This is a genomic window from Amycolatopsis orientalis, from assembly GCF_000943515.2.
GTDB lineage: Bacteria > Actinomycetota > Actinomycetes > Mycobacteriales > Pseudonocardiaceae > Amycolatopsis > Amycolatopsis orientalis.
In genome coordinates, this window is sequence record NZ_CP016174.1 from 8,658,330 (window position 1) to 8,673,751 (window position 15,422).

The 15,422-nt window shown below is 66.4% G+C and carries 28 protein-coding genes; all 28 read right to left on the reverse strand.

The features are described from left to right. Positions 1–7: 7 nt before the first annotated feature. The 28 genes from rpmJ to rpsJ all read right to left on the reverse strand — a co-directional run bounded on the left by rpmJ (position 8) and on the right by rpsJ (position 15,358). Positions 8–121 carry a 50S ribosomal protein L36 gene (gene rpmJ, locus SD37_RS37750; protein ID WP_004558882.1) on the reverse strand — a complete coding sequence of 38 codons (114 nt, stop codon included), beginning with the start codon at positions 119–121 and terminating at the stop codon, positions 8–10. 36 nt (positions 122–157) lie between these two features. Further along, positions 158–379, reverse strand: coding sequence for a translation initiation factor IF-1 (gene infA, locus SD37_RS37755; protein ID WP_005166804.1), 222 nt, complete (start codon positions 377–379; stop codon positions 158–160). 533 nt (positions 380–912) lie between these two features. Continuing rightward, on the reverse strand, positions 913–1,689 hold the full coding sequence (gene map / locus SD37_RS37760; protein ID WP_044855726.1) for a type I methionyl aminopeptidase: 777 nt from the start codon (positions 1,687–1,689) through the stop codon (positions 913–915). A 44-nt stretch (positions 1,690–1,733) separates the two neighbouring features. Then, positions 1,734–2,288, reverse strand: a complete 555-nt coding sequence (locus tag SD37_RS37765) for an adenylate kinase (protein WP_044855727.1) — start codon at positions 2,286–2,288, stop codon at positions 1,734–1,736. Next, complete coding sequence (gene secY / locus SD37_RS37770) at positions 2,285–3,592, reverse strand: preprotein translocase subunit SecY (protein ID WP_044855728.1); 1,308 nt, start codon at positions 3,590–3,592, stop codon at positions 2,285–2,287. The genes SD37_RS37765 and secY overlap by 4 nt, the downstream gene beginning before the upstream one ends. A gap of 321 nt (positions 3,593–3,913) precedes the next feature. Then, positions 3,914–4,546, reverse strand: a complete 633-nt coding sequence (locus tag SD37_RS37775; protein WP_044855729.1) for a LysE family translocator — start codon at positions 4,544–4,546, stop codon at positions 3,914–3,916. A 50-nt stretch (positions 4,547–4,596) separates the two neighbouring features. Continuing rightward, complete coding sequence (locus SD37_RS37780; RefSeq protein WP_236725208.1) at positions 4,597–5,202, reverse strand: hypothetical protein; 606 nt, start codon at positions 5,200–5,202, stop codon at positions 4,597–4,599. 516 nt (positions 5,203–5,718) lie between these two features. After that, entirely contained in the window at positions 5,719–6,165 is a 447-nt protein-coding gene (rplO, locus tag SD37_RS37785) for a 50S ribosomal protein L15 (RefSeq protein WP_037314680.1), read from the reverse strand. Beyond that, the gene (gene rpmD, locus SD37_RS37790) at positions 6,162–6,347 is read right to left on the reverse strand and encodes a 50S ribosomal protein L30 (protein ID WP_005166796.1); all 186 of its coding nucleotides are present in this window, start codon (positions 6,345–6,347) and stop codon (positions 6,162–6,164) included. The genes rplO and rpmD overlap by 4 nt, the downstream gene beginning before the upstream one ends. Position 6,348: 1 nt before the next feature. Further along, the gene (gene rpsE, locus SD37_RS37795; RefSeq protein WP_005166795.1) at positions 6,349–6,993 is read right to left on the reverse strand and encodes a 30S ribosomal protein S5; all 645 of its coding nucleotides are present in this window, start codon (positions 6,991–6,993) and stop codon (positions 6,349–6,351) included. Between the two features lie 31 nt (positions 6,994–7,024). After that, a complete protein-coding gene (rplR, locus tag SD37_RS37800; protein ID WP_037314970.1) occupies positions 7,025–7,423 on the reverse strand; it encodes a 50S ribosomal protein L18 in 399 nt (132 codons plus the stop codon). A gap of 2 nt (positions 7,424–7,425) precedes the next feature. Further along, positions 7,426–7,965: a 50S ribosomal protein L6 gene (gene rplF / locus SD37_RS37805; protein ID WP_065913053.1), complete on the reverse strand. Its 540-nt coding sequence runs from the start codon at positions 7,963–7,965 to the stop codon at positions 7,426–7,428. 16 nt (positions 7,966–7,981) lie between these two features. Next, on the reverse strand, positions 7,982–8,380 hold the full coding sequence (gene rpsH, locus SD37_RS37810) for a 30S ribosomal protein S8 (protein ID WP_005166791.1): 399 nt from the start codon (positions 8,378–8,380) through the stop codon (positions 7,982–7,984). Positions 8,381–8,459: 79 nt separating this feature from the next. Further along, entirely contained in the window at positions 8,460–8,645 is a 186-nt protein-coding gene (locus SD37_RS37815; RefSeq protein WP_005166789.1) for a type Z 30S ribosomal protein S14, read from the reverse strand. Between the two features lie 4 nt (positions 8,646–8,649). After that, entirely contained in the window at positions 8,650–9,213 is a 564-nt protein-coding gene (gene rplE, locus SD37_RS37820) for a 50S ribosomal protein L5 (protein ID WP_037314673.1), read from the reverse strand. A 2-nt stretch (positions 9,214–9,215) separates the two neighbouring features. After that, a complete protein-coding gene (gene rplX / locus SD37_RS37825) occupies positions 9,216–9,530 on the reverse strand; it encodes a 50S ribosomal protein L24 (RefSeq protein ID WP_037314671.1) in 315 nt (104 codons plus the stop codon). A gap of 3 nt (positions 9,531–9,533) precedes the next feature. After that, positions 9,534–9,902 (reverse strand): 50S ribosomal protein L14, encoded by a 369-nt coding sequence (gene rplN / locus SD37_RS37830; RefSeq protein ID WP_005166785.1) that lies wholly within the window; start codon positions 9,900–9,902, stop codon positions 9,534–9,536. 77 nt (positions 9,903–9,979) lie between these two features. Beyond that, the gene (rpsQ, locus tag SD37_RS37835; protein ID WP_007031041.1) at positions 9,980–10,261 is read right to left on the reverse strand and encodes a 30S ribosomal protein S17; all 282 of its coding nucleotides are present in this window, start codon (positions 10,259–10,261) and stop codon (positions 9,980–9,982) included. After that, the gene (gene rpmC / locus SD37_RS37840) at positions 10,258–10,506 is read right to left on the reverse strand and encodes a 50S ribosomal protein L29 (RefSeq protein ID WP_007031040.1); all 249 of its coding nucleotides are present in this window, start codon (positions 10,504–10,506) and stop codon (positions 10,258–10,260) included. Before rpmC ends, rpsQ begins: the two co-directional genes overlap by 4 nt. Next, complete coding sequence (gene rplP, locus SD37_RS37845; protein ID WP_005166782.1) at positions 10,506–10,925, reverse strand: 50S ribosomal protein L16; 420 nt, start codon at positions 10,923–10,925, stop codon at positions 10,506–10,508. The genes rpmC and rplP overlap by 1 nt, the downstream gene beginning before the upstream one ends. Before the next feature lie 3 nt (positions 10,926–10,928). Continuing rightward, positions 10,929–11,780 carry a 30S ribosomal protein S3 gene (gene rpsC / locus SD37_RS37850; protein WP_037314663.1) on the reverse strand — a complete coding sequence of 284 codons (852 nt, stop codon included), beginning with the start codon at positions 11,778–11,780 and terminating at the stop codon, positions 10,929–10,931. After that, entirely contained in the window at positions 11,780–12,196 is a 417-nt protein-coding gene (gene rplV, locus SD37_RS37855) for a 50S ribosomal protein L22 (RefSeq protein WP_007031038.1), read from the reverse strand. Before rplV ends, rpsC begins: the two co-directional genes overlap by 1 nt. Before the next feature lie 29 nt (positions 12,197–12,225). Then, positions 12,226–12,507 carry a 30S ribosomal protein S19 gene (gene rpsS, locus SD37_RS37860; protein ID WP_026468892.1) on the reverse strand — a complete coding sequence of 94 codons (282 nt, stop codon included), beginning with the start codon at positions 12,505–12,507 and terminating at the stop codon, positions 12,226–12,228. 18 nt (positions 12,508–12,525) lie between these two features. Then, positions 12,526–13,359 carry a 50S ribosomal protein L2 gene (gene rplB / locus SD37_RS37865; RefSeq protein ID WP_005166779.1) on the reverse strand — a complete coding sequence of 278 codons (834 nt, stop codon included), beginning with the start codon at positions 13,357–13,359 and terminating at the stop codon, positions 12,526–12,528. 14 nt (positions 13,360–13,373) lie between these two features. Next, complete coding sequence (gene rplW, locus SD37_RS37870) at positions 13,374–13,685, reverse strand: 50S ribosomal protein L23 (RefSeq protein WP_005166778.1); 312 nt, start codon at positions 13,683–13,685, stop codon at positions 13,374–13,376. Continuing rightward, entirely contained in the window at positions 13,682–14,368 is a 687-nt protein-coding gene (gene rplD, locus SD37_RS37875; RefSeq protein WP_037314655.1) for a 50S ribosomal protein L4, read from the reverse strand. The genes rplW and rplD overlap by 4 nt, the downstream gene beginning before the upstream one ends. A 2-nt stretch (positions 14,369–14,370) precedes the next feature. Continuing rightward, a complete protein-coding gene (rplC, locus tag SD37_RS37880) occupies positions 14,371–15,021 on the reverse strand; it encodes a 50S ribosomal protein L3 (RefSeq protein WP_020633317.1) in 651 nt (216 codons plus the stop codon). Positions 15,022–15,052: 31 nt separating this feature from the next. After that, on the reverse strand, positions 15,053–15,358 hold the full coding sequence (gene rpsJ, locus SD37_RS37885; RefSeq protein ID WP_003102098.1) for a 30S ribosomal protein S10: 306 nt from the start codon (positions 15,356–15,358) through the stop codon (positions 15,053–15,055). Positions 15,359–15,422: the final 64 nt, after the last annotated feature.

Below are 15,422 nucleotides of genomic sequence, written 5' to 3' on the forward strand. Positions count from 1 at the left end.
CGAGTGATCAGCCCTGCCGCTGCTTGTGCCGCAGGTTCTCGCAGATCACCATGATCCGGCCGTGGCGGCGGATCACCTTGCACTTGTCGCAGATCTTCTTGACGCTCGGCTGGACCTTCACGTCTCCTGCTCTCCTGCTTGTGCTAACTCGTCGTGATCACTTGTAGCGGTAGACGATGCGACCACGAGACAAGTCGTAGGGCGAGAGCTCCACGACAACCCTGTCCTCGGGCAGGATGCGGATGTAGTGCTGCCGCATCTTGCCGCTGATGTGTGCAAGGACCTTGTGGCCGTTCTCCAACTCGACGCGGAACATCGCGTTGGGGAGCGGCTCGACTACGCGGCCTTCGACCTCGATGGCCCCGTCTTTCTTGCCCATGTCCTCCGCATTTCCTGTCGCTACGCAGTGTGATCAATTGAGCCTTGAGTGCTTGGCTGGGTGGTGCATCGGCACACTCCTCCCCGAGTCCAATGTCCGTTCGCGAGAAATCACGAGCACGCTGGATCCGGGCGCGATGAGTACACCGACTTGACAGTGTACGCAACCCGTGTCGTGAGCCCCAAACGGGGGGTAACTGTGTTAGATGACCCCTGAGCCCGTCGATGGCAGCCGCCTCCATCGTACGCCTGCGCCGACCTGCGTTTCGCGGGCTAACCGTGCTCCGGCGGGGCCGCGACCTGGCGCGCGGGGCGGGCGAGGTGCCACCCGATGAGCAAGGCTCGAACGCTTCGTCGGCGGCCTTGAGCGCCGCGCTGGGCGCCCCGCGTTTAGCGGCCTGACTGCGCTCCGGCGCCCACGGCCTCGACTTTAGCCCCCTAATCGCGCTCCCCGGAGCGCGATTAGGGGGCTAAACGCACGTCGGGGCACTTGCGATCAGCAGGCTAAAGGCGATCTGGAGGGGCAAGGAGGGGTCAGGCGTCTTCGGGGGCTGTCAGGACCCAGGGGCCGTCGTCCGTGATGGCGACGGTGTGCTCCCAGTGCGCGGCCCGCGAGCCGTCCGCGGTCACGACGGTCCACCCGTCGTCGAGCTCGACGGTCTCGCCCCCGCCACCGGTCAGCATGGGCTCGATCGCGAGCGCCATGCCGGTCTTGAGCCGCGGGCCCTTGCCCGGTTTGCCCAGGTTCGGCAGGAACGGGTCCATGTGCATCTGACGGCCGATACCGTGACCGCCGTATTCGACGATCATCCCGTACTCGATGCCGTCTTCCCGGCCCGCCTTCTCGGCCGCGGTCTGCACGGCGTGCGAGATGTCCGTAAGCCGCCCGCCTGCCGACACCGCGGCGATCCCCGCCCACATCGCCGCCTCGGTGGCCGCCGAAAGCGCCAAATCGGCCTTCGACACCTCTCCGATCGCGAGAGTGACGGCGGAGTCGCCATGCCAGCCGTCGAGGATCGCGCCGCAGTCGACGGAGATGATGTCGCCCTCGTTCAGTACCTGCGTCTTCGACGGGATGCCGTGGACGATCTGCTCGTTCACCGAGGCACAGATCGACGCCGGGAAGCCGTGGTACCCCTTGAACGAGGGCACCGCGCCAGCGTCGCGGATCGTCTGCTCGGCGAGCTCGTCCAGATCGGCCGTGGTCGCCCCAGGCTTGGCGATCTCGCGCACCGCGGTGAGGGTGCGCCAGACGACCAGTCCGGCGGCCCGCATCGCCTGGAGCTCACCGGGGGTCTTGAGCTCGATCATGCGCCCACGACGAAGTCGTTGCAGTACACGCAGTCCTCCGAGATTCACGTGCGGTCGCGCAGCGCTTCCAGCACGCGAGCGGAGATCTCGTCGACCGTGCCGACGCCGTCGACCGTGACCAGGATGTCCGCGTAGTACTCGAGCAGCGGAGCCGTCTCGGACACGTAGATCTGCTGGCGACGACGGATGACCTCTTCGGTGTCGTCCGAGCGGCCGCGCGAAAGCAGCCGCTCGACGACGACGTCTTCCGAAACCTGGAGCTGGATGACCGCGTTGAGCGAGGCGTCTGCCTCGCCGAGGATCTCGCCGAGGACCTCGGCCTGCTTCGTGTTGCGCGGGAAACCGTCCAGCAGGAAGCCGGCCTTGGCATCCGGCTCGGCCAGACGTTCGCGCACCATCTCGTTCGTGACCGAGTCGGGCACGAGTTCGCCGGAATCCAGGTAGCGCTTGGCCTCCTGGCCCAGCGGCGTCTGCTCGCCCACGTGGGCGCGGAACAGATCGCCGGTCGAGATGTGCGGGATCCGGAGCTTCTCCGACAGTGCTACCGCCTGAGTACCTTTGCCCGCGCCAGGAGGGCCAACGAGAACCAGGCGCGTCACTTCAAGAACCCTTCGTAGTTACGTTGCATCAGCTGGCTTTCGATCTGCTTCACGGTGTCGAGCCCGACGCCGACCATGATCAGCACAGCCGTGCCACCGAACGGGAAGTTCTGGTTGTTCCCGCTGCCGGTGACGGACAGGAAGAAGTTCGGAAGGATCGCGATGATGCCCAGGTACAGCGAGCCCGGCAGGGTGATCCGGCCGAGGACGTAGCTGAGGTACTCCGCGGTGGGACGGCCCGGGCGAATACCCGGGATGAAGCCACCGAACTTCTTCATTTCTTCCGCACGCTCGTCCACGTTGAACGTGATCGTGATGTAGAAGTACGTGAAGAAGATGATCAACGCGAAGTACAGCAGGACGTGCGCCCAGCTGGACTGGTTGACGATGTAGTTCTGGATGAAGACCTGCCACCCGGCGTTGCTGTTGGGGTCCCCGACAAGGCGGGCGATCAGGTCCGGCAGGTAGAGCAGCGACGAGGCGAAGATGACCGGGATGACACCGGCCTGGTTCACCTTGATCGGCAGATAGGTCGAGGTTCCGCCGTACATGCGGCGGCCGATCATGCGCTTGGCGTACTGCACCGGGATCCGGCGCTGGCCCTGCTCGACGAAGATGACGCTGGCGATGATCACCAGGCCGAACACACAGATCAGGGTGAAGACCACCGGGCCGGCGCTGCTGAGGATGTTGCCACCCTCGATCGGGATGCGGGCCGCGATGTTCAGGAAGATCAGGACGGACATGCCGTTGCCGACACCGCGCTCGGTGATCAGCTCACCCAGCCACATCATGACGGCGGTACCGGCGGTCATCGTGACGACGATGATGGCCAGCGTGTAGACGCTGTTGTCCGGGATGATCGCGGTGTCGCACTGCGGGAAGAGCTGCTTGCGGTCGGCGAGTGCCACCACACCGGTCGCCTGCAGGACCGCGAGAGCGATCGTCAGGTACCGGGTGTACTGGGTCAGCTTGCCCTGGCCGGCCTGGCCTTCCTTCTTCAGCTCCTCGAACCGCGGGATGACCACGGTGAGAAGCTGGACGATGATGCTCGCCGTGATGTACGGCATGATGCCGGTCGAGAACAGCGACAGCTGCAGCAGCGCACCACCGCTGAACAAGTTCAGCAGCTGATAGACGCCCTCCTGCGACCCCGTCTCCGTGCATTGCTGCACGGCTGAGTAAGAGATGCCCGGGGCCGGGATGGTGGCACCGATTCGGTAGACCGCGACGATGGCTAGCGTGAACAGGATCTTTTTACGTAGATCCGGCGTCGCGAGAGCCGAGCGGAAGGCGCTGAGCACGCGGGGGACCTCCTCGGCGTCGTCGGCTGTCTTACCGACGATCGGCTTGGCCGGCCTGAGACCGGCAGGAACACACAGCTTTCTGGCACAAGCCAGGAACGCTTCGGGGCACACTCGTCCCGAAGCGTGTCGCCGACTCTAACAGCTTCACAGGGCGTGTTCGCAGTGCGTGTGGGTTTTCCGAACGAAGGTTGGTCCGTCAGGTTGATCGACTTCCGCTTCTCGCTCCGGAACCTTGACAGAACACGCTGTCGTTCCCCGCTTTCCGGACCGCGCGGAGCACGATTAGCCCGCTGAACGCACTGTGATCAGGCGCGGGGTTCAGGAGTTCGACGCGGCGATGGCACCGGCCATGCCGAGGAGCACGACGCCGGTGCCGCGGTCGACGTTGCGGGTGGCGCGACGGGACAGCCGGAGCGACTTCACGAGCGTGCCGACACCGATGTACGTGGCGCCCGCGACGAATTCGGCGACCAGATAGACGGCGCCGAGAATCGCGATCTGGGCGGGAAAAGAGCCGTGAGCTGCGTCGATGAACTGGGGGACGAACGCGGTGAAGATGAGGATCGCCTTCGGGTTGGTGATCGCGACGACGAACTCCTTCCTCGCGATCCGCAGTGCCGGTATGGACCCGGCGCCTCGCGATCCCGGTACCAGCGTCGTCCGTTCGCCGCGGAAGGTCGACCACAACAGCCGGCCGCCGAGCCAGACCAGATAGGCGACACCGGCCCACTTGATCACCGTGAGTGCAAATTCGGAGGCTGCGAGGAGCTGTCCCAGCCCTCCGGCGACAGCGGCGATCAGCACGGTGAACGCGGCCAATCGGCCTAACAGGCCGGCAAGCCCCTTCCAGACGCCCTGTGTCATGCCGTGGTGCAGACCAAGCAGGTTGTTCGCCCCTGGCGTAAAAGCCACGAGCACCGCCGCACCGAAAAAGACCACCACCCAAGTCATCGGCCACCTCCTCCCCCACCGTATCGACCGGCGCGAGCGCGTTTAGCGGGCTAACCGCGCTCCTTGGGGCCGGGATCCGGTGGCGGCGCGAAGGCCGAGTAGTCCGGCGGCGGCGCGGGCTGTGGCTCCGGCGGGAGGACCGTGATGGAAATGCCGTCCTTCGGGGTGGGCATGTCCGCGAGACTCGGATCCCCGGCCGGCGGGACCTCAGCCTCGGCGACACGGTGACTCAGGACCGCCGCGCCGGCTGCGGCGACGAGCGCGGCGAAGAGAGCCCACATTCCCGCTTCGAAGGTCACTGTCGCTTTGGTGGGTTCCCCGAGCGGACGTCCGAATCCCGCCATCGCGGTGGTGGAGACGGCCCCTGCCAGAAACACAGCCGCGATGGTGGTGAGCCATCGGTCCAGGACACCCGGCTGCCGCAGCCGGGAGGCGCGGGCACTGACGATCACGGCCGCCAGGAAGATCGCCGCGGCGACCAGGAGCGGGATGCCGACGGGCGACGCCGACATGGTCGTTGATGGCTCGTTGGGCTGAACGACCTTCGTGTCCCACGCGCCTTGGACGACCACGATCATGAACGCGTCGCTGCCCTCGAAGCCCAGCCGATGCTCAGTACTGAAGATCGGGAAGAAGCAGCCCATGAGGGTCAACACGAGGGCCAGGGTGGCCAGCCCCGCCGCTACGAGTCTGCGGGGCTCCGGTCGGCCGGGTCGCGCCTGCTCCTCTGCGGGATCCGTGGGACCTGAAATCGATACGACCATCGGCGGGGCATCCGGCTGCTGCTGAAAGGGCTGCGGATCCTGCCCGGGAGGTGTGGCCACCTCCCGATCCTTCCAGCCCAAATGCCCGTGCGCCATGCTCGCTGCCCTGGTCGGCTGGTCGACTTTCGCGGGCTAACTGTCATCCGGGCGGCGGGCACCTGGGCGACCGGCGGACTTGCGTTTAGCCCCCTAATCGTGATCCGCCTCCGGTGAGGCTCCCCGCCCCGAGATCGCGATCAGGGGGCGAAACGCAAGTCGACCGGGGCACGCGACCGGATGACAGTTAGCCCGCGAAAGTCGACACGGTGGAGCCGAGCGGAGCGAAGGCGGGAGAGCGCAGCGAGCGCAAGCGAAAGGCCCGCCGTGGCGGAGCCAGGCGGGCCTTTCGGTGAAGCGAGCGAAGAGAGCTCAGAGCGTGGTGGCGGAGCCACCGGCGGCGGAGAGCTTCTCCTTGGCGGAGCCGGAGAAGGCATCGGCGGTGACGTCCAGCTTGACGCCGTTCAGGTCACCGTTGCCGAGCACCTTCACGAGCTTGTTCTTGCGAACAAGGCCCTTCGCGACGAGCTCCTCGTTGCCGACCTTGCCACCCTCCGGGAAAACGCGGGCGATGTCGCCCAGGTTCACCGGCTGGTACTCGGTACGGAAGCGGTTCTTGAAGCCGCGAAGCTTCGGGAGCCGCATGTGGATGGGCATCTGCCCACCCTCGAAACCGGCGGGCACGTTCTTCCGGGCCTTGGTGCCCTTGGTACCGCGACCGGCGGTCTTGCCCTTCGAGCCCTCACCACGGCCGACGCGGATCTTGTCGCGCTTCGCGCCCGGAGCCGGGCGAAGGTGGTGGATCTTGATGGCAGTCATGCCTTGACCTCCTCGACCTCCACCAGGTGGCGGACCGTGTGGATGAGGCCGCGAACCTGGGGAGTGTCTTCACGCACGACGCTCTGGCGGATCTTGCGCAGCCCGAGGGTGCGCAGCGACTCGCGGTGAGCGTGCTTCGTGCCGATCTTGCTCTTGACCTGGGTCACCTTGAGCTGAGTCATGTCAGACCCCCTGACCCGCACGCTGACGCAGCATCCGAGCAGGCGCGACGTCCTCGAGCGGCAGGCCGCGACGAGCCGCGACCTCCTCCGGACGCTGCAGACCCTTCAGGGCCGCCACGGTGGCGTGCACGATGTTGATCGCGTTGTCGGAGCCGAGCGACTTCGACAGCACGTCGTGGACACCCGCGCACTCCAGGACCGCGCGGACCGGGCCACCGGCGATGACACCGGTACCGGCGGAAGCCGGACGCAGCAGCACGACACCGGCCGCTTCCTCACCCTGGATCGGGTGGGGAATGGTGCCGCCGACGCGGGGAACGCGGAAGAAGTTCTTCTTCGCTTCCTCGACGCCCTTGGCGATGGCCGCGGGAACTTCCTTGGCCTTGCCGTAGCCGACGCCGACCTGACCGTCGCCGTCACCGACGACCACCAGGGCGGTGAAGCTGAAGCGACGACCACCCTTGACGACCTTGGCGACGCGGTTGATCGTCACGACCTTCTCGAGGTGCGGGGTCTTTTCCTGGCCGGCCCCGCCACGGCCGCTGTCGCGCCGGTCCCGGCGGTCGCGACGGTCATTGCGGTCGTTGCCGCCCTGTCCGCCGGGTCCACCCTGGCCGCCGCCGAATTGCCGTGTACGTCCCGGCATCAGGCTGTCCTTCCATTCACGAGCATCTGCATCAGAACTCCAACCCCGCCTCACGGGCAGCGTCGGCGAGCGCCGCGATGCGACCGTGGTAGGCGTTGCCGCCCCGGTCGAACACCACGGTCGAGACACCGGCGTTCTTGGCGCGGTTGGCGACGAGCTCCCCGACCTTGGCGGCCTTGGCCTTCTTGTCGCCGTCCAGCGCGCGCACGTCCGCCTCGAGGGTGGACGCCGACGCCAGGGTCTTGCCGGCGAGGTCGTCGATCAGCTGCACGGCGATGTGCCGCGACGAACGCTTGACGACCAGACGCGGACGCTGGTCCGTGCCGTTGATCTTCTTGCGGAGCCGGAAGTGCCGACGGGCCTTCGCGACGCGGCGGCGGGTCGAGATGTCCTTGCCGACCGGCTTGCGCTTCGTAGTCGTGTCGCTCATGATCACTTACCCGTCTTTCCGACCTTGCGGCGGATCTTCTCACCCTCGTAGCGCAGGCCCTTGCCCTTGTACGGGTCCGGGCGGCGCAGCTTGCGGATGACCGCGGCGATCTGGCCGACCTTCTGCTTGTCGATGCCCGAGACCGAGAACCGGGTGGGGGTCTCGACCTTGAAGGTGATGCCTTCCGGGGCCTCGATCTTCACCGGGTGGCTGTAGCCGAGGGCGAACTCGAGGTCCGAGCCCTTGGCCTGCACGCGGTAACCGACACCGTGGATCTCAAGCTTCTTCTCGTAACCCTCGGTCACACCGACGACGAGGTTGTTGACCAGCGTCCGGGTGAGACCGTGCAGGGCACGGCTGGGGCGCTCCTCGTCGGGCCGCTTCACCTGCAGCGTGCCGTCCTCGGCGCGCTCCACGGTGATCGGCTCGGCGATGGTGTGCTCAAGGGTGCCCTTGGGCCCCTTGACCTGAATGTGCTGACCATCGATGGTCACCTCGACCCCGGAGGGGACGGCGACCGGCAGCTTTCCAATGCGTGACATGTCTGTGCCCCCTTCCTTACCAGACGTAGGCGAGGACTTCGCCGCCCACGCTGTTTCGCTTGGCCTGACGGTCGGTCTGGAGGCCGGACGACGTCGAGATGATCGCGACGCCGAGGCCACCGAGAACCGACGGCAGTTCGGTCGATTTTGCGTAGACCCGCAGGCCGGGCTTGGACACGCGGCGGAGGCCGGCGATGCTGCGCTCACGGTTGGGGCCGTACTTCAGCTCCACGATGAGGTTCTTGTGCTTCTCGCCCGGCTCGTCGCGGTAGCCCGAGATGTAGCCCTCGCGCTTGAGGATCTCGGCGATGTTCGCCTTGATCTTCGAGTGGGGAAGCACGACCTCGTCGTGGTAAGCCGAGTTCGCGTTACGCAGACGGGTCAAGAAGTCTGCGATGGGGTCGGTCATCGTCATGGTGACCTGTCAACCTTTCTCGCCCTGGTTCCCTGCATCACTGCGGGGCCTGTGGCGAAGTGGGAGTTAAAAAAGACTCTTACCAGCTGGACTTGCGGACGCCGGGCAGCTCGCCCGCGTGTGCCATCTCGCGAAGGCAGATCCGGCAGAGCCCGAACTTGCGGAACACCGAGTGCGGGCGACCGCACCGCTGGCAGCGCGTGTAACCGCGAACCTTGAACTTCGGCGTCTTCGCGGCCTTGTGGACCAGTGCTTTCTTGGCCATCGACTCAGTTCTCCTTGAACGGGAAGCCGAGCTTGCGAAGCAGTGCGCGGCCCTCGTCGTCGCTGTTGGCGGTGGTGACGACAGTGACGTCCATACCGCGCGGGCGGTCGATGGCGTCCGGGTCGATCTCGTGGAACATCGACTGCTCGTTGAGACCGAACGTGTAGTTGCCGTTGCCGTCGAACTGCTTCGGCGAAAGCCCGCGGAAGTCACGGATACGCGGCAGCGCGATGGTCAGCAGCCGGTCGAGGAACTCCCACATCCGGTCGCCGCGCAGCGTGACGCGCGCGCCGATCGGCTGGCCCTCACGCAGCTTGAACTGCGCGATGGACTTGCGAGCCTTGCGAACCTCGGGCTTCTGCCCGGTGATCGCGGCCAGGTCGCGGATGGCGCCTTCGATCAGCTTGCTGTCACGGGCGGCGTCACCGACACCCATGTTCACGACGACCTTGACGACGCCCGGGATCTGGTGGACGTTCTCGAAGGAGAACTCCTCCTGGAGCTGTCCCTTGATCTCCTCGCGGTACCGCACCTTGAGGCGCGGGGCGATCTTCTCTGCGGTGGTCATGATCAGATGTCCTTACCGTTCCGGCGCGAGACCCGGACCTTCTTGCCGTCCTCGCCGATGCGGTAGCCGATGCGAGTCGGCTTGCCGTCGGAGTCGACGACCATCACGTTCGAGACGTGGATGGGCGCCTCCTGGGTGACGATGCCGCCGGACTGCGCACCGCGCTGGGTCTGGGAGATCCGGGTGTGCTTCTTGATCCGGTTCACGCCCTCGACCAGAACGCGCTCGCGCTCGGGGTAGGCCTGGATGACCTTGCCCTTGGCACCCTTGTCCTTGCCGGCGATGACGACGACCGTGTCGCCCTTCTTCACCTTCATGCTCTACAACACCTCCGGCGCGAGCGAAATGATCTTCATGAACTTTCGGTCGCGCAGCTCGCGGCCCACCGGGCCGAAGATGCGGGTGCCGCGGGGCTCATTGTCGTTCTTGATGAGCACAGCAGCGTTCTCGTCGAAGCGGATGTAAGAACCGTCCGGACGACGGCGCTCCTTGCGCGTGCGAACGATGACGGCCTTGACGACGTCACCCTTCTTCACGCCGGCGGCCGGCATGGCGTCCTTCACGGTGGCGACGATGATGTCGCCGATGCCCGCGTAGCGCCGCCCCGAACCACCGAGAACGCGGATGCAAAGGATTTCCTTCGCGCCCGTGTTGTCGGCAACCCGTAGCCGCGACTCCTGCTGGATCACGTCAACTCCTGTATGTCGCGCTGGTTCTCGCGTTGAGACGCGAGCCTTGCGGAACTAAGGGACTCAAAGAGCCCTACTTACTTGGCCTTCTCCACGATCTGCACCAGACGCCAGCGCTTGGTCGCCGACAGCGGGCGGGTCTCCATCAGGGTGACCCGGTCCCCCACGCCCGCCTCGTTGTTCTCGTCGTGCACCTTGACCTTGCTGGTGCTGCGGAGAACCTTGGCGTAACGACGGTGCTTCTTGCGGTCTTCGAGCTCGACCACGATCGTCTTGTTCATCTTGTCCGAGACGACGTAACCCTCACGGACCTTGCGGTCGTTGCGGGGGGCCGCCTCAGCGTTGGGCTGCTCGCTCATGCGGCACCTTCACTCTCGGCGTCAGGGGAAACGGACAGGCCGAGTTCACGCTCGCGCATGACCGTGTAGATCCGCGCGATGTCCGTACGGACGGTGCGCAGACGGCGGTTGTTGTCGAGCTGTCCGGTCGCCATCTGGAAACGGAGGTTGAAGAGCTCCTCCTTGTATTCCTTCAGACGCAGAACGAGCTCTTCCGCGGTGAGCTCACGCAGCTCCGATGCCTGGGCAGCACCTGCCTTCGCCATCAGAACTCACCACCTTCACGGGTTACGATGCGGCACTTCATGGGCAGCTTGTGGATCGCGCGACGGAGCGCCTCACGGGCGGTCTCCTCGTTCGGGAACGAGATCTCGAACATCACGCGGCCCGGCTTCACGTTGGCGATCCACCACTCGGGCGAACCCTTACCGGAACCCATGCGGGTTTCCGCCGGCTTCTTGGTCAGCGGGCGGTCCGGGTAGATGGTCGTCCACACCTTGCCACCACGCTTGATGTGACGCGTCATGGCGATACGAGCGGACTCGATCTGCCGGTTGGTCACGTAGCTGTGCTCAAGCGCCTGGATGCCGTACTCGCCGAAGTTCACCTTCGTACCGCCCTTGGCGGCACCGTGGCGCTTCGGGGAGTGCTGCTTCCGGTGCTTGACCCTGCGCGGGATGAGCACGTGTCAGCCCTCCGTCTTTTCTGCAGTCTCAGCAGCCGGGGCCTCGGTGGCCGCGGGGGCGGTGTCGTCGCTCTTGGCGGCGGCAGCAGCCCGGCCGGCTTCGGTCGAGGTCGGCGTCGTGCCCGACGCACCGGAACGGCGCGGGCGGGACGGACGGTCACCACGGTCACGGCGCGGGGCACGCTCGGCGGCCGCGGCGGCGTCACGCGCCTCCTTGGCCTTGAGACCACCCACGAGCTCGCCCTTGTAGATCCACACCTTCACGCCGATGCGACCGAACGTCGTCTTGGCCTCGAAGAAGCCGTAGTCGATGTCGGCGCGCAGCGTGTGCAGCGGGACACGGCCATCGCGGTAGTGCTCGGAGCGGGACATCTCGGCACCGCCGAGACGACCGCCGCACTGCACGCGGATGCCCTTGACCTGCGGCGAACGCATGGAGGTCTGGATCGCCTTGCGCATCGCGCGGCGGAACGCCACACGGTTGCTCAGCTGCTCCGCGACACCCTGGGCGACGAGCTGGGCGTCGGCCTCGGGGTTCTTGACCTCGAGGATGTTCAGCTGGACCTGCTTGGCGGTCAGCTTCTCCAGCGCGCCGCGGATGCGGTCGGCCTCCGCACCACGACGGCCGATGACGATGCCCGGCCGGGCGGTGTGGATGTCGACGCGGACCCGGTCACGGGTGCGCTCGATCTCGACCTTGGAGATCCCGGCGCGCTCCATGCCCGTGGACAGCAGCTTCCGGATCTTGACGTCCTCGGCCACGTACTCCGCGTACTGCTTGTCGGCGTACCAACGCGACTTCCAGTCCGTGGTGATACCCAGGCGGAAGCCGTGCGGGTTGATCTTCTGGCCCACTACCGGCCACCTGCCTTCTTCTTGCCCTGTGCCTTCTTGGCCTCGGCCTTCGGACGCGACTCCACCTCGACGGTGATGTGGCTGGTCCGCTTGCGGATCCGGTACGCGCGGCCCTGGGCCCGCGGACGGATGCGCTTGAGGGTCGGGCCCTCGTCGGCGTAGGCGTTCTTGACCCAGAGGGTGTCCGGGTCGAGATCGAGGTTGTTCTCGGCGTTGGCCATGGCGCTGGCGAGCACCTTCGCGACCGGCTCGCTTGCCGCCTGCGGGGCGAACTGGAGCACGGCCAAGGCGTCGGCGGCGCTACGTCCCTTGATCAGCTCGATCACCCGGCGCACCTTGGTAGGCGAGTCCCGGACGAAGCGAGCCCGCGCGTAAGCCGTCGGCAGAGCCTCGGCCACGTCGTTCTGGGCGTTCATCGCTAGCTTCCTTGTTCTCTCGTGCCCGCTCAGCGGCGGCGCGACTTGCGGTCGTCCTTGATGTGGCCCTTGAAGGTCCGAGTCGGCGCGAATTCGCCCAACTTGTGACCCACCATCGCCTCGGTGACGAACACCGGGACGTGCTTGCGACCGTCGTGCACCGCGATCGTGTGGCCCAGGAAGTCCGGGATGATCGTGGAGCGTCGCGACCAGGTCTTGATGACGGTCTTCTTGCCCGACTCGTTGAGAACGTCCACCTTCTTGAGCAGGTGGTCGTCCACGAAGGGGCCCTTTTTGAGGCTACGTGGCATGTTCTTCTACCTCCCTGCTCAGCGCTTCTTGCCGGTACGCCGGCGGCGGACGATCATGGCGTCGGAAGCCTTGCGGCGGCGGGTGCGGCCTTCGGGCTTACCGTTCGGGTTCACCGGGTGGCGACCACCGGAGGTCTTACCCTCACCACCACCGTGCGGGTGGTCGACCGGGTTCATGACGACACCACGGACGGTGGGGCGCTTGCCGCGCCAGCGGTTACGGCCCGCCTTGCCCCAGTTGATGTTGGAGTGCTCCGAGTTGCCGACCTCGCCGATGGTGGCGCGGTTGCGCACGTCGACGTTGCGGATCTCGCCCGACGGGAGACGAAGCTGGGCGTAAGGCCCGTCCTTCGCCACCAGCTGCACCTTGGCACCGGCGGACCGCGCCATCTTCGCGCCGCCACCGGGGCGGAGCTCGATCGCGTGGATCACGGTGCCGACCGGGATGTTGCGCAGCGGCAGGTTGTTACCCGGCTTGATGTCGGCGCGGGGGCCGTTCTCGACCGTGTCACCCTGCTTGAGCTTCTCCGGGGCGATGATGTAGCGCTTCTCGCCGTCGGCGTAGTGCAGGAGCGCGATACGAGCGGACCGGTTGGGGTCGTACTCGATGTGCGCGACCTTGGCGGGAACGCCGTCCTTGTCGTTCCGGCGGAAGTCGATCAGCCGGTACGCACGCTTGTGGCCACCGCCCTTGTGCCGGGTGGTGATCTTGCCGCTGGAGTTACGGCCGCCGGACTTGCTCAGCGGACGCAGCAGCGACTTCTCCGGGGTCGACCGAGTGATCTCGGCGAAGTCGGAGACGCTGGAACCGCGACGACCCGGGGTCGTCGGCTTGTACTTGCGGATGCCCATGTCAGCTCAGTCCTTTACGCGGTGGGTCCGCCGAAGATCTCGATCGGCTTGCTTTCAGCCGAAAGAGTCACGATGGCGCGCTTGGTGTCCTTGCGCTTGCCGAAGCCGGCGCGAGTCCGCTTACGCTTGCCCTGGCGGTTGGCCGTGTTGACGCTGACCACCTTGACGCCGAACACCTTCTCGACCGCGATCTTGATCTGGGTCTTGTTGGCGTCCGGGCGGACGATGAACGTGTACTTGTGGTCCTCGAGCAGCCCGTAGGACTTCTCGGAGATCACCGGCGCGAGCAAGATGTCGCGGGGATCGGGGATGGCGATCGCACTCACTGCTCGTCACTCCCTTCAACCTCGCTCGACCGAGCCGAAGCCTTCGCGCCCTTGCCCCTGACGGGACCGGCGACGAACACGTCGTAAGCGGCCTTGGTGAACACCACGTCGTCGTTGACCAACACGTCGTAGGTGTTGAGCTGGTCGGGCGTGATGATGTGGACCTCGGCCAGGTTCCGCACGGAGTTCCAGCTCAGCTCGTCGTCGCGGTGCAGCACCACGAGAACGCGCTTGGCCTGGGTCACCGCGGCGATGGCGGCCTTGGCGGCTTTGGTGGACGGCTTCTCGCCGGTCACCAGTTCGGTGACGACGTGCAGCTGTCCGGCACGGGCCCGGTCGGAGAGGGCGCCACGGAGGGCGGCGGCCTTCATCTTCTTCGGGGTCCGCTGGGTGTAGTCACGCGGCGTGGGGCCGTGGACGACGCCACCACCGGTGAACTGCGGCGCACGGGTCGAACCCTGGCGGGCGCGGCCGGTGCCCTTCTGGCGGTACGGCTTCTTGCCACCACCGCGGACTTCACCGCGGGTCTTGGTGTCATGCGTGCCCTGGCGGGCGGCGGCCAGCTGGGCCACCACGACCTGGTGCATGAGGGGCACGTTGGCCTGCACGTCGAAGATCTCCGAGGGGAGCTCGACCGTGCCGTCGGCTTTACCGGCCGGGGTCTTCAGCTCGACGCTGGTCATGTTCAGTTACCACCCTTCGCGGCGCTGCGAACGAACAGCAGGCCGCCCTTGGGACCGGGCACGGCGCCCTTGATCAGCAGCAGGCCGTCCTCGGCACGCACCGCGTGCACGGTCAGGTTCTGCGTGGTGACCCGGTCGTTGCCCATCCGGCCCGCCATGCGCAGGCCCTTGAAGACACGGCCCGGGGTGGCGCAGCCACCGATCGAGCCGGGCTTGCGGTGCACGGCCTGGGCACCGTGGCTCGCGCCCTGGCCCTTGAAGCCGTGACGCTTCATGACACCGGCGTAGCCCTTGCCCTTGCTGGTACCGGTCACGTCGACCTCGATGCCGGCCTCGAACACCTCAGCGGTGATCTCCTGGCCGACCTCGTAGGTCTCGGCGTCGGTGGTACGCAGCTCCGCAAGGAAACGACGCGGGGTCACGCTCGCCTTGTCGAAGTGGCCGGTGCGCGGCTTGTTGACCCGGCGCGGGTCGACCGCGCCGAAAGCCAGCTGCACGGCCTTGTAGCCGTCGTTTTCCTGGGTCCGAACCTGGGTGACCACGTTCGGACCGGCCTGCACGACGGTCACCGGGACGACCCGGTTGTTCTCGTCGAAGACCTGGGTCATGCCGAGCTTGGTGCCCAGGATGCCCTTCACTTGCCTGTCAGACATGAGTCTCTTACTCTCCGCCGCTCGCCAGCCGCTACTGGATGTTGACGTCGACGCTCGCCGGCAGGTCGATGCGCATGAGCGCGTCGACCGTCTTCGGCGTCGGGTCGAGGATGTCGATCAGACGCTTGTGCGTGCGCATCTCGAAGTGCTCGCGCGAGTCCTTGTACTTGTGCGGCGAGCGGATGACGCAGTAAACGTTCTTCTCGGTGGGCAGCGGCACCGGCCCGACAACACGGGCGCCGGTGCGCGTGACCGTCTCGACGATCTTGCGCGCCGAGGTGTCGATCGCCTCGTGGTCGTAGGCCTTGAGCCGGATGCGGATCTTCTGTCCCGCCATGGTGGCTGCGTTCCTTGTCGTCTCGTGCCGCTTTGTCTCTTCAAACCCCGGACGGGCCTGGGTT